At 40.4% G+C, this 15,679-nt stretch carries 1 protein-coding gene; it reads left to right on the top strand.

What is annotated here, in order from left to right; genetic code table 11:
- The first annotated feature begins 228 nt into the window (after nucleotides 1-228).
- The gene (locus HEQ36_RS06660; protein WP_290707099.1) at nucleotides 229-15,639 is read left to right on the top strand and encodes an ELWxxDGT repeat protein; all 15,411 of its coding nucleotides are present in this window, start codon (nucleotides 229-231) and stop codon (nucleotides 15,637-15,639) included.
- The last annotated feature ends 40 nt before the right edge of the window (nucleotides 15,640-15,679 follow it).

Below are 15,679 nucleotides of genomic sequence, written 5' to 3'. Positions count from 1 at the left end.
TGTACAAATCGTTGGTAGTTCATAAGGTCTCTGTATATATATATTTACTAAAAACATATTGTAGCACCAGCTAATTTAAATACAACATATTCCTGTGTCAACCTACTCAGGTAAGATTCTTGAGGAAAAATTTCAAATATCTAACTTTTGGTAGATGCCAGACTTTTGTATACTCAATATTATTTTTTTGCTACAGCTATGCGCGAAAATTAATTACCATATACTTTTATGACATCTACACCTGCTATGAATGAACCCTATTTAGTTTCAGACATCAATGCAACCACCTACAGTTCTAATCCCAGCAGTTTTATCAACGTTGGGGGAATTCTCTACTTCACTGCTAACAATGATGCCAATGGGATTGAGCTATATAAGGCTGACCCCAGCACAGGAGTTGTTAGCCTCATTGATATCAATGCGGGTAGTGGTGGTTCTTCGCCCACTAATTTAACCAACGTCAATGGTACTCTCTACTTCCAAGCCTATGACCCGACTAATAGTTATGAACTCTGGAAAATTGGCACGAATGGTACACCCACACGCATTGATTTAGGTACTGGTGGTTCTTCTCCAAACAATTTAACGAATGTCAATGGTACTCTCTACTTCGTAGTCTATACTCCAACTGGTAGCTATAAATTGTGGAAGATTGACCCTACCACAGGAACTCCCAGCATTGTTGATATCGTTTCTAGTAGTGGTATTTTCTCTCCAAGTAATTTAACTAATATCAATGGTGTTCTCTATTTCACGGCTTCTACATCAGCTAATGGTAATGAACTATGGAAAATAGACTCAACTACAGGTAGTCCTGTTTTCCTCAAAGACATTCAAGTTGGTACTGGTAGTTCTAGCCCCGGAAACCTGACTTACAGCAATGGTAAACTCTATTTTACAGCCGATAACTTCACTCAAGGGGTAGAACTTTGGCAAACAGATGGGACTCCAGAAGGTACAGTTCTTACTCAAGATATTAATGCAACTACCTACAGTTCTAATCCCAGTAGTTTTATCAATGTTGGGGGGATTCTCTACTTCACTGCTAACAATGATATCAATGGAATTGAGCTATATAAGGCTGATCTCAGTACAGGAGTTGTCAGCCTTATTGATATCAATGCAGGTAGTGGTAGTTCTAGTCCCACCTATTTAACTAATGTTAATGGTACGCTTTATTTCCAAGCCTATGACCTCACTAATGGTTATGAACTCTGGAAAATTGGCACGAATGGTACACTCACACCCATTGATATCAATGCGGGTACTAATAGTTCTAGTCCCACTTATTTAACGAATGTCAATGGCACACTCTACTTCATAGCATATACTCCAACTAATGGCTATAACTTATGGAAGATTGACCCCACCACCGGAACTCCCAGCGTTATTGATATCGGTTCTGGTAGCGGTGTTTATGATCCAGGTAATTTAACTAATATTAATGGTATTCTTTATTTCACCGCTTACACATCAGATACAGGTTATGAACTATGGAAACTAGATCCTGCTAACAACCTACCCGTTTTCATTAGCGATCTTTATCCTGGTGCGAATAGTTCTAGTCCTAGCAACTTCATTAATTCTGGTGGCACAGTTTACTTCATTGCGAATAATGGCACAAATGGCAGCGAACTATTTCGCATTGATCCAACAACGGGGAATCCAGTTCTGCTGGATATTTATGCGGGAGCAAATAGTTCTAGTCCCAATGGCCTCATAGATGTCAATGGGACATTATATTTTAAAGCCAACGATGGAGTAAATGGCAATCAGTTATGGAAGATAGATCCAACTACGGGAAACCCTGTGCGGTTGGTAGTTCCTGATTTGCCTAGTGGCTATGCTGTTTATCTTGATAGCTTCACTAATGTAAATGGTAAACTTTATTTCAGAAGCTCTTTCTATAGCAACTCTACATACCAGCCGTTATATACCATTGATTCAACCACAGGTAATCCTGTTACTATAGCCGGAGTATCTCAGGTATCTAGTCTAACTAACATTAATGGAGTTCTTTATTTCCAGGCATATACTGCTACTAATGGCTATGAACTGTGGAAAATTGACTCAACAACGGGTAATCCTGTAGTCATTGATATTGTTTCTGGTAACGATAGTTCCAGTCCCACTAATTTAACTAATGTCAATGGGACTCTTTTCTTTACGGCTTCTAACGCTGCTAATGGTGAAGAACTATGGAAACTAGACAGCACTGGTAATCCGGTTTTAGTTAAGGATATTTATTCTGGAAGTAATGGTTCATCACCCAGTAGCCTTTTCAATGTCAATGGTACTCTTTACTTTACCGCTAATGATGGGACTAATGGTGTAGAACTGTGGAAAAGTGATGGGACTACTGCGGGTACAGTTCTAGCAAAAGATATCAATGGACGTACCTATAGTTCTAGTCCCAATAGCCTCATAGATGTCAATGGCACATTGTATTTTAAAGCCGATGATGGCGTAAATGGCACTCAGTTATGGAAGATAGATCCAACTACGGGAAACCCTGTGCGGTTGGTAGTTCCTGATTTGCCTAGTGGCTATGCTGTTTATCTTGATAGCTTCACTAATGTAAATGGTAAACTTTATTTCAGAAGCTCTTTCTATAGCAACTCTACATACCAGCCGTTATATACCATTGATTCAACCACAGGTAATCCTGTTACTATAGCCGGAGTATCTCAGGTATCTAGTCTAACTAACATTAATGGAGTTCTTTATTTCCAGGCATATACTGCTACTAATGGCTATGAACTGTGGAAAATTGACTCAACAACGGGTAATCCTGTAGTCATTGATATTGTTTCTGGTAACGATAGTTCCAGTCCCACTAATTTAACTAATGTCAATGGGACTCTTTTCTTTACGGCTTCTAACGCTGCTAATGGTGAAGAACTATGGAAACTAGACAGCACTGGTAATCCGGTTTTAGTTAAGGATATTTATTCTGGAAGTAATGGTTCATCACCCAGTAGCCTTTTCAATGTCAATGGTACTCTTTACTTTACCGCTAATGATGGGACTAATGGTGTAGAACTGTGGAAAAGTGATGGGACTACTGCGGGTACAGTTCTAGCAAAAGATATCAATGGACGTACCTATAGTTCTAGTCCCAATAGCCTCATAGATGTCAATGGCACATTGTATTTTAAAGCCGATGATGGCGTAAATGGCACTCAGTTATGGAAGATAGACCCAACTACGGGAAACCCTGTGCGGTTGGTAGTTCCTGATTTGCTTGGTAATAATGCTGTTTATCTTGATAGCTTTACCAATGTCGGCGGTAAACTTTATTTCAAAAGCTATTCCTACAATAACGACTACACAATTTACCAGCCGTTATATACCATTGATTCAACCACAGGTAATCCTGTTATTGTAGCAGGGGTATCTTATGTATCTAATCTAACTAATATTAATGGGGTTCTCTATTTCCAGGGAGATACTGCTGCTAATGGTCAAGAACTGTGGAAAATTGACTCGACAACGGGTGAACCTGTAGTCATTGATATTGTTTCTGGTAGCGGTAGTTCCAGTCCCACTAATTTAACTAATGTCAATGGAACTCTTTTCTTTACAGCTTATAACACTGCTAATGGTGAAGAACTATGGAAACTAGACAGCACGGGTAATCCGGTTTTAGTTAAGGATATTAATCCTGGAAGTGGTTACTCATCACCAAGTAACTTATACAATGTCAATGGTACTCTTTACTTCACAGCTAATGATGGGACTAATGGTGTAGAACTGTGGAAGAGTGATGGAACTACTGCGGGTACAGTGCAGTTAGAAATTTATCCTGGTGCTAATAGCCCTAATATTACTAACTTTTTAAATGTTGGTGGCGTTCTCTACTTTACTGTGAACAATGCCACCAATGGTCAAGAACTTTGGCGGATTAATTCTACTACAGGTAATCCTGAAGTTATTGATATTGTTTCTGGTACTGGTAGTTTTTCTCCAACTTATTTAACGAATGTCAATGGCACACTTTACTTCCAAGCATATACTCCAACTAATGGCTATGAACTGTGGAAGATTGACCCAACAACGGGTAAGCCTGTAGTTATTGATATTGTTTCTGGTAGCGGTAGTTCCTCTCCAGGCAATTTAACTAATGTCAATGGTACTCTCTACTTCACTGCTTCCACATCAGGTTATTATTATGGTTATGAACTGTGGAAGATTGACCCCACCACCGGAACTCCTAGCGTTATTGATGTTGTTTCCGCTGATAATAGTTCTTCTCCAACTAACCTAACTAATGTCAATGGTACTCTCTACTTCACTGCTTCCACATCAGCTAATGGCAATGAATTATGGAAAATAGATGCAACTACAGGTAGCCCTGTTTTACTCAAAGATATTCAAGTTGGTGGCGGTAGTTCTAACCCAGGAAACCTAACTTATAGCAATGGTAAACTCTATTTTACGGCTGATAATTTCACCCAAGGGGTAGAACTTTGGGCTGTTGATATTAATACGGTAACTACGGTTGGTAGTGTAGCTAAAACAGGTAATGAAGACCAAACTATTACTTTTTCTGCGACTGACTTTTCTAGTATTTTTAGCAGTAGTAGTGGTATCTCCCTCGCAACTATTAAGATAGTCCAATTACCGAGTAATGGCGTACTCAAACTGGCGACTAATAATGTCACAGTAAATCAAGAGATTGCTGTAGCTGATTTGGGAAGTTTAACTTTTGTCCCCAATGCTAATTTTAATGGGACTGCTGGCTTTACTTGGAATGGTTCTGATGGTACGAATTATGCAGCTAATCCATCTAATGTCATCTTCACAATCAATTCAGTGAATGATGTACCGGAAATAGTTAATCCTATTCCCGATATTAATTTCTATAGCAACACTTTCTCTAATTTCAATATTTCTGAGAATGCTTTCCGCGATGTGGATTTGGGTGATTCCCTCACCTATTCGGCAACTTTAGCTGATGGTAGTCCTTTACCGAGTTGGTTAACCCTTAATAACAAGATTTTTAGCGGTACACCACCAATTTCTAGTGCTGGACAATTAGAAATTAAGGTGACAGCTACAGATCAAAATAATGCTTCAGTTACTAATAACTTTATTTTGACTGTTATCAATAGCGCACCTACATCTATCTATCTTAGCAACAAATCAATTCCCGAAAATAGTGCCAATAATACTTTAATTGGTACTCTTAGTTCAGCCGATGCTAATGCTAATGATACCCACATTTATACTCTGATTAATGATGCTGGTGGCAGGTTTGCACTGAATGGTAATCAAATAATTGTTGCTAATGGCGGATTACTGGATTATGAAACTGCAACTAGGCATATTATTCGGGTAAAAACTACTGATAGTAGTGGTTTATTTTATGAGGAAGATATTACTATTTCCATCTCAAATATTAATGATGGTTTTACAGGTAGTTTCTCTTTCACCGCAGCAACCTACAGTTTCAATGAAAGTGGTGCGGCGATTATTAGTCTGACTCGTACAGGGGGAAGTGATGGAGAGGTTAGTGTTACTGTAACTGCTACTGATGGCACAGCTACAGCAAGTAGTGATTATAATAATTCAAATTTACCAATTACGTTGACTTTTGCTAATGGAGAAACCAGTAAAAGTGTCACCATTCCTATTATTGATGACAATGTTTACGAACCCACAGAAACTGTCAATTTAACCTTGTCTAATCCTACCAATGGGACAACATTAGGAACAGAAAAAACAGCAGTTTTAAACATCATTGATAATGATATTAATACTAATTTACCCGATTTAGTAGTTAGTAATATTGTTGCACCAATTAATGCCCAATCTGGAGAAACAATAAATATTAGTTGGACATTAACTAATCAGGGTAATGTAAATGCTTCTGGAAGTTGGGTGGATTACGTTTATCTATCCGATGATGCCAACATAGGCAATGATCAATTGTTAGGATCGTTTACTTTTGATGGAGCGATTGCACCAGGGGTTTCTGTTGAACGGACTCAATCAATCACGCTACCTTTAATACTTAGCGGTAATCAACGAATTATCGTCTCAACTGATGCCAATAATCAAATTCTAGAATATTCAGGAACAGAAACTAATAATACAACAATTGATGATATACCAATTGCCGTTACTTTAAAAACCTTCCCTAATCTTCAAGTATCTAGTGTTGCTGTACCTCTAACGGCCTTTTCTAGCCAATCAACCGCCATTCAATGGACAGTCAAAAACGTCGGTAATGGGGCAACCAGTTCTCCCTATTGGAGTGATGCGGTTTATTTATCTCTAGATAATACCTTTGACGATACGGATATTTCTTTGGGACAAGCGAACAATCCCAGTTATCTTAACGCAGGAGATAGTTATACCAATCATCTGGATGTAACTTTACCGCGTGGCATTAGTGGTAATTATTATTTCCTAGTCAAAACAGATGTTCGTAATAATGTCTTTGAAAATGACAAGGAAAATGACAATCTAACAGTCGGTAGTCCAACAAATGTTTCCCTTACACCACCACCCGATTTCCAAGTTACTAATGTTACGATTCCCTCCCAATCTTTTTCAGGTCAGTCTTTGAATCTCAGTTGGACTGTCACCAATAAGGGAATCGGCAAAAATCTGGAAACCGTCTGGTACGATCAGGTTTTCTTGTCCACTGATGAGGTGTTAGATGCAGATGATCGCAACTTAGGGACGTTTTCTCAGAATGGAATCCTTAACAGTAATGATAGTTACACCTCGTCACAGACGGTTTCCTTGCCCATTGGCATTAGTGGAGACTATTACTTCTTTGTGCGGACGGATGCGGGCAATCAAGTCTTTGAAAGTGTATTTGATGGCAATAATACGGGCTATAAAGCAACCCCAACTCGTATCAATCTGACTCCACCGCCCGATCTAGAAATTCTTTCGCTGACGCTTCCAACCCAAGCAACAGCAAGTCGCGCCCTAAACTTCAGCTATCAAGTTACCAATTTTGGCTCAACGACAACCCCTAATTATTATTGGACTGATCGTTTCTATCTTTCTTTAGATAATAAACTTGATACTAATACCGATCTGCTTATTGGCGATCAACCCCATTACGGAAGTTTGGCTCCTGATGAGTCCTATACCAGCAATTTTAGTTACACTCTACCCAATACTTTGACAGGTAATTACTATCTCTTTGGTATTACCGATAGTAATAATGAAGTATTTGAATTGAATAATGAAAATAATACTTTCCTAGCAACAACTCCCCTTGTCATTACCTCTCAACCTGCGGATTTAGTAGTGGTTTCAGCTTCTGTACCCACGACAGGAGAAGCGGGTAAGGCTCTGCGGGTAGAATGGACGGTTCGTAATCAGGGAACTGGGGATACGGCTGTCAGTAGTTGGACGGATCGGGTTATTCTTTCTAAGGATGCTCAAATCGGTAACAGCGATGATATTGTTTTGGGATCGTTTAGTCGCGGAGAAATTCTAGCTCCTAATCAGTCCTATACTCGCAGTGAACTAGTCACTCTTCCCATTGACGCGATCGCGGGTTATCAGGTATTTGTGGTGACGGATGCTGGTAACTCGGTCTATGAGGCTACCCAAGAAAATAATAATAGCTCTACAGGGCAGCCCTTAACGGTGACACGAGAATCAGCCGATCTTCAGGTCACTGAGGTCAGTTCGCCGAGCAGTGGTCAATCGGGGAAAGCCTTAACGGTTAATTGGACAGTTAAGAACTTTGGAAGTAGTACTACCAATATCAATTATTGGTATGACGGTGTGTATCTCTCTACCGATAACCAAATTAGTAATGATGATATTTTCCTTGGCAATGTCTATCGTTCTGAAGCATTGGATGCGTCGGGGCAGTATAGCGTTTCGCGTAGTTTTAATTTGCCGAATAATTTGCAGTCAGGGAATTATTACACTCTGGTTCGGACAGATGCTTTGAAATATGTTTATGAAGGGGCTTTAGAAAATAATAATGATAAGGCGACTGAGGGAACAACCGCAGGAACGGGAGGAGTAACTACTGGGGGAACAAGCGTTGGTGTTACAGCGAGTCCAGACTTGGTGATGGTCAGTGTAGATGCGCCCACAACTGCTATTAGTGGTCAAAATCTCACGGTCAATTGGACGGTGCGTAATGCGGGAACGGTGGAAACAGGCGATCGCAGTTGGTACGAAGCTTTTTATCTTTCCCGCGATCAGGTATTTGATCGCAACAGTGATATCTATCTGGGCTATCGCTCCTACACGGGAAACCTCGCGGCAGGGGCAACCTACAGCCAAACTGAGTCTTTCCGTTTACCCCAAGGTATATCAGGATCATTCTATCTATTTGCTAAGACTGATGCAGGTAATTCGCTCTATGAGGGAACTGTCGAAAACAATAATGTCGCCTATGATCCCACTTCTGTTGTGGTGTCGTTAGCCCAGCCTGCGGATTTAGTAGCGGGAACGATTACGATTCCAGCCAATGGGGTGACAGGACAGAGTGCCAGCATTACCTATACGGTGACAAATGAGGGTAGTAATGCGGTTGTGGGGAATTGGTCAGATTCTCTTTATCTCTCGAAGGATGGTCAATGGGACATCAATGATCTGTTCTTGGGGCAGGTTGACAATTCGAGGGAAGTCCTCAGTGGCAATAGTTATACCAATACGCTGACGGCTTCTTTGCCAGGGGTGGTTCCTGGGGATTATCAGGTCATTATTCGCAGTGATATTCGCAATGAAATTCCTGAATCGAATGAAAATAATAATCTGAAGGCGACTCTGGATAAGGTGAATGTGGATGTGGAGCGTTTGACGTTGGGAACACCGAGTACATGGTCTTTAGCACAAGGTCAAGGGGTTTACTACCGCTTTGAGGTCGGAGCAGGGGAAACTCTACGGTTGAAGTTGGACAGTGTTTCGACGACGGCGGCGAATGAGTTATATCTGCGTTATGGGGAAGTGCCGACTCGTTCTGCCTTTGATCTCGGTTTTTCAGAGGCGTTATCTCCCGATCAAGAAATTGTTGTACCCGAAACCCAAGCAGGAACTTATTATGTTTTAGCCTATGGGCAAACGGTAGCCGAATCTACGCCAAGTTTTTCGATTGAAGCAAAACTTCTCGATTTTGAAATCCACTCTTTATCAACAAAAGTAGGAGGAAATTCAGGTAAGGTAACAGTCGTAATTTCAGGCGCAAAATTTGATAGTGGAACAACCTTTACTCTTGTGGATAAAAATCTCGGTATAGAGATAGCTACTAGTCGTTTAGATTTACTGGATTCGACTAAAGCATTTGCCACTTTTAATTTAAAAGGAAAAAAAGCAGGAAGTTACAATTTGGTTGCTAAGAATAAAGACAATCAAACTGTTACTTTACAAGATAGCTTCACCGTTGTTGAGGGGGGTAAAGCTAATTTTGAGACTGATATTATTGCCCCCTCAGCAGTGAGACCTGGTGATATTATTGCCATAACAATTCAATATGCCAATAATGGTAATGTTGATTTTGAAAGTCCTTTAGGGTTGTTGGTTAGTGAAACAGAAGCTCCCATTTCTTTTACAAGAGAAGGCTTAACCAATGAAACGAATCTAGATTTAGTCTTAAAAGCAGAAAATAGTCCTTTTGGCGTTTTGGCTCCAGGAGCAACAGGTTCAATTACTTTTTATACCAAAGCTCTCAGTTCTCTTAATTCTCTTGAGTTTTCTCTCAGTGTTCTTGATGATCCGACCACTCCTTTAGATTGGAGTCCATATATTAAAAGGTTTGAAAGTGAGTTTCCCGAATCCTTTACTGATCCGACCTTAACTGCGAATTTTTGGAATATTTTCCGTGCTTCAGTCGGAGAAACTGTAGGTGATTTACAAACTAATTTAGTGGCTGCTCAACAATTATTATTGTCGAGTTTACAAGATGCAGCACAAAGCGCAGGAACAACACTTTCAAAAGATAACTATGCGACTGTTTCTATTGAAGATTTTTACAATGCCGCCTTTTTAACAGCCAGTTCTTATGCCGATCAGCCTATTACCGCTCAAGCAGTAAATAATCTCAATATAGCTCCTTTTAGCGAGAGTTTGTCCGATTCTTCCTTTTCTCAAGAGGTAAGTAAATTAAATTTAGCATCCTCAGAAGGAGCTTTATCTACCTTATCGGCTGGCGACCCTATACTAAATAATGGCTTGACAGACCATAGACAAACAATTAATAGTAAAATTGGTAAAAATATTGATATTTATTTCAATATTTGGAACAAAGGAGATGTTAAGACGAATGAAACTTACGTCATCATTCATGGATTAAATAGCTATGGAGGAAATCCTGGTAATAAATTCCAGGCGGCTGGTTGGATGAAAGACATGGCGGAGGCAATTAAAGTAAAATATCAGAATGCCAACATTAATGCCAACATTATTTTAGTAGATTGGCAGGCAGCCGCTAGTGTATTGCAAACAGATCTTTTTCCGAATCCCCTAAAATCCCAAGCGTATTGGATTGCTGCTGAGAATTCGCAGCTTTTGGGAGATGTTGTTGCTGAATATCTGAAAGAGAAAAATTACGCTCCTGGAAAAGTCACTTTAATTGGGCATAGCTTAGGTGCTCAGATGGCAGGTGATGCAGGTCAATACTATCAGAAATACGGAACAACACTTAATCGAATTATTGCCTTAGATGCGGCTGGCCCATCATTTGAAAATACTGATATCAAAGGACACGTAGATGCTTCTGATGCTAAGCAAGTAATCGGCATTCATAGCTCAAATTGGTTTGGTTATGACGATCCTTTTGGTCACCAAGACTTATATCTTAATTCAAGGATGGGAATCGGCGGTATATCTTATGTTCATCCAACATCAATTCCAGCATCAATAGCACGATTTTTCAAACTAGAATTTTATCAAAAGTTCAATCATGGCTATGCGTATGAAATACTCAATTCAATCTTGAAGAACAATCCAATCAAAGATGAATCTGGCACAAATCAGGTTTTAAATTGGAATGCGTTACTTAATAGTCCATACCCAAATAACTACAAAAAGCTGAAAAAGCCGCCCCAAGGTTCTGTATGGGATTTTCAAGAGCAAAAAATAGCAGTTATTTTAGATGGCGATTCTATTGCTGAAAATCGTGACCCAGTGTACATTGGGAAGTTTAGCACCTATGACAAGAACGCATCTGCCACAGACTTCCAATACAAACTTATCGAAAATCCAGAAAACGGGTTTGAAATAAAAAATAATAATGAGTTATGGTCTACTAAACCGTTTGATTACGAAACAGTCAAATTATACGAAATTGAGGTTGAAACAACTCAAACAGACCCTTCCGATCCAAAATCTTCTCCAATTCCCTATGATGAATCTGTATTTACCATAGGGATTTTGGATATGCCTGGCCCCGATGATCCGAATGACGGTGCAGGTGCAGGTGGGGGTGCAGGTGGGGGTGCAGATGGTGGGGGGATTACATCTGCGTCCTACCGTTCTCAACCATATACTCCACTCCCGCCAAAACCAAAACCCAATAAAAGGAAACGAATACCCGTCGTTTTCCCCCGCGACCCCAACGACATCATTGGCCCCACAGGCTTTGGTGAAGAAAAATGGACTTCTGCCTCCTCCACCCTTCCCTACACCATCCGCTTTGAAAACATATCTACCGCCACCGCACCCGCCCAAACCGTCACCGTCACCCATCCCCTCGATACCGACCTAGACCTCCGTACCTTCCGACTCAGTAGCTTTGGTTGGGGAGGACTAATCTTTGACGTACCCGCCAACACCGCCTTCTACAACCAACGCCTGGACTTAACCGCCACTCGCGGCTACTTCGTTGACGTAACAGCAGGTATTGACCTCGTAAAAGGAGAAGCCTTCTGGACAGTCACCACTATTGATCCCAATACAGGTGAAGTTACTACAGATGCGCTCACAGGCTTCTTACCTCCCAACAACGCCGATGGCATTGGAGACGGCTTCCTTAACTACACCATCAAAGCCAAACGAGACGTGACAACAGGGACAGTCATTGATGCTAAAGCCACCATTGTCTTCGATACCGAAGCTCCCATTGATACTCCCCCCATCTTCAACACCCTTGACGCAGGCAAACCCACCAGTAGCGTTAAGGCTCTCCCCACAATCGTTCCCGACACTGAATTTTTAGTCAACTGGACAGGAAACGACGACGCTAACGGTTCTGCCTTAGCTACCTACACAATTTATGTATCCGATAACGGTGGTGAATTTACACCTTGGTTGGATAAAACTACGCTAACCGAGGCAATTTATGTAGGTAAAATCGGTCACACTTACGCCTTCTATAGTGTGGCAACCGATAACTCAGGCTTGACAGAAGCAGTTCCAAATCAAGCGGATACCATAACAAGTGTTGGCAGTATTGTTGATGTGAATCATCCTCCAACAGTACTACAATCAATTGCAGATCAAAGCACCATAGAAGATACGACATTCAGCTTCACCATCCCAGCCAATACCTTCACCGATATTGACGCGGGTGATGTTCTTAGTTATTCAGCAACCTTAGAAAATGGTAATTCTCTACCAAGTTGGTTGACTTTTAATTCCACAACTCGCACCTTTAGCGGTACACCAACTAATGATCATGTAGGGAATTTGAATGTTAAAGCGATCGCAATAGATAAAGCCGGAGCAAATGTTAGTGATATCTTTGTAATTACCGTTGAAAATGTCAACGATGCACCGATTCTAAATAGTGCGATCGCAGATCAAACCGCCAAACAAGGTGACGCTTTCAGTTTCCAAATTCCCACCAACACCTTCACAGATATTGATGCTGGAGATGTTCTGACTTATTCAGCAACCCTAGAAAATGGCAATGCTTTACCAAATTGGTTAACCTTTAATCCCACAACTCGCACCTTTAGCGGTACTCCCACTAATGATAATGTAGGGAATCTGAATATTAAAGCGATCGCTACAGATAAAGCCGGAGCAAATATTAGTGATATCTTTGTAATTACCGTTGAAAATGTCAACGATGCACCAATAGTTGCTAACCTAATCGCCGATCAAAACGCCAAACAAGGTAACGCTTTCAGTTTCCAAATTCCTACCAATACCTTTACCGATATTGATGCTGGTGATGTTCTAACTTATTCAGCAACCCTAGAAAATGGCAATGCTTTACCAAGTTGGTTAACCTTCAATTCTACAACTCGCACCTTTAGCGGTACTCCAACTAATGATAATGTAGGGAACTTTAATGTTAAGGCGATCGCTACAGATAAAGCCGGAGCAAATATTAGTGATATCTTTGTAATTACCGTTGAAAATGTCAACGATGCACCAATAGTTGCTAACCTAATCGCCGATCAAAACGCCAAACAAGGTAACGCTTTCAGTTTCCAAATTCCTACCAATACCTTCACAGATGTTGATGCTGGTGATGTTCTAACTTATTCAGCAACATTAGAAAATGGCAATGCTTTACCAAGTTGGTTAACTTTCAATCCTACAATTCGCACCTTTAGCGGTACTCCCACTAATGATCATGTAGGGAATTTGAATGTTAAGGCGATCGCAACAGATAAAGCCGGGGCAACTGTTAGTGATATCTTTGTAATTACAGTTGAAAATGTCAACGATGCACCGACATTAGCAAATACAATTGCAGATCAAACCGCCAAACAAGGTGACGCTTTCAGTTTCCAAATTCCTACCAATACCTTCACAGATGTTGATGCAGGTGATGTTCTAACTTATTCAGCAACATTAGAAAATGGCGATGCTTTACCAAGTTGGTTAACCTTCAATCCCACAACTCGCACCTTTAGCGGTACTCCCAGTAATGATAATGTTGGTAGTCTGAATGTTAAAGTCACAGCTACAGATAAAGCTGGAACATCTGCTAATGATATTTTTGCGATCGCAGTTGAAAATGTCAACGATGCACCGATTTTGAGTAATGCGATCGCAGATCAAACAGTTAAGGTCAATTCTACCTTTACATTTACACTACCCAAAGATACCTTCTCCGATCCAGACGCAGTTAATCCCTATAAAAACCTCGTCATCTTTGGTGATAGCCTCTCAGATACAGGTAATGCCTACAAAGCATCTGGTAATACCTTTCCACCATCACCTAATTATCAAGGTCGTCTTTCTAATGGCTTAATTTGGGTTGATTACTTTGCACCTGATTTACAATTTACAAACCCATCAATTCAAAATTACGCCTTTTTGGGCGCAAATACAGGAGTAAGTAATACTTTTGGGCAAATAACCGTACCTGGATTATTAACACAAATTCAGCAATTTAAAACTGTAAATACCAATTCCATCGGTAAAGATGGACTGTATGTAATTTGGGCTGGTGCTAATGATTTTCTGAATCTTGCCACAGATCCTACTCAGGCTGTGACTAATGCAGTTACTAATATTAGTAGTGCAATTACAACCTTAGCCGGATTAGGTGCTAAAGAAATTGTTGTTGGCAATTTATCAGACTTGGGTGCTACTCCTTTGAGTATTGCTAATAACAATGTAGCGAATGCCAGAGCAATTTCTATTGGTTTTAATGCAGCTTTAACTCAAGCTTTAACTAACTTAGAACCAGCCCTCAATGTTGATTTATCTTTGGTAGATATCTTTGGTTTGAGTACAGCATTTCAGACTAATCCTGCTAATTACAAATTCACGAATATTACCCAACCTCTAATTACAGTCACTACTCCAGTTAATCCTGATCAATATGCTTTTTGGGACGATGTTCATCCCACAAACAGACTGCATCAGTTAGTAACAGATACATTTGAAAATACACTGCTTAATGATGGAGTAATTCCTGATTTAATTAAATATTCTGCCACGTTAGCTGATGGTAGTAATTTACCAGATTGGTTGAATTTCAACTCTACAACTCGCACCTTTAGTGGTACTCCCAACATAGGAAATGTCGGTAAATTAGATGTCAAGGTAATTGCGACAGATAAAGCCGGGGCAACTGTCAATGATATCTTTACTCTCGCAGTCAACCAATCTACAACTGTAGGAACTCCAGGAGATGATAAATTAATTGCCACTCCTGGTAGTCAATTCGATGGTCAAAACAATATTGTATTTACAGGTGCAGGTAAAGATGAGTTAGACCTGTCCACTGTATCTAGTTTGCCCAACTCAGGTAGCAATATCGTTGATCTGGGTAGCGGTGATGATACTATCTTTGTGAATAAGAGCGATCGCGCTTTCGGTAGTGATGGTAATGACATCTTTGATGCTAGAGATGGTCAAGGTAATAATCGGATGTCTGGTGGTGCTGGTGATGATATCTTCTACTTAGGTGCAAATGACCGGGCTTTAGGTGGTGATGGTAAAGATATCTTCAGAGTTAGTCTTGGTGGTGGTAACTTAATTTCCGGTGGTGCTGGCGCTGACCAATTCTGGATTGTCAATGCTGAATTACCAAAAGCTGCAAATACCGTGCTTGACTTCCAACTGGGTACGGATGTTATCGGTATTCAAGGTGCTGTTAGCTTAGGTATTACCACCTCTACACTCCAGTTAAATCAAGTTGGTGCAGATACTGCGATCGTCTTCAATAATCAAACTTTAGCTACTCTGACTGGGATTCAAGCCAGTAGTTTGAGTTTGACAGATTCTAAACAGTTTGTTTTTGCTTAGAATCTAACTCACCAGTTAGGGGTTTAACGCAATGCGTTAA

Source organism: Anabaena sp. 54, assembly GCF_017355725.1.
Lineage (GTDB): Bacteria > Cyanobacteriota > Cyanobacteriia > Cyanobacteriales > Nostocaceae > Dolichospermum > Dolichospermum heterosporum.
Note: the sequence above shows the minus strand (reverse complement) of the source record. Positions and strands in the feature narration are given on the sequence as shown.

Bases quoted from the DNA above. Each gene is read 5' to 3' on its own strand.
- HEQ36_RS06660 (WP_290707099.1), top strand. From the start codon at position 229: ATGACATCTACACCTGCTATGAATGAACCCTATTTAGTTTCAGACATC.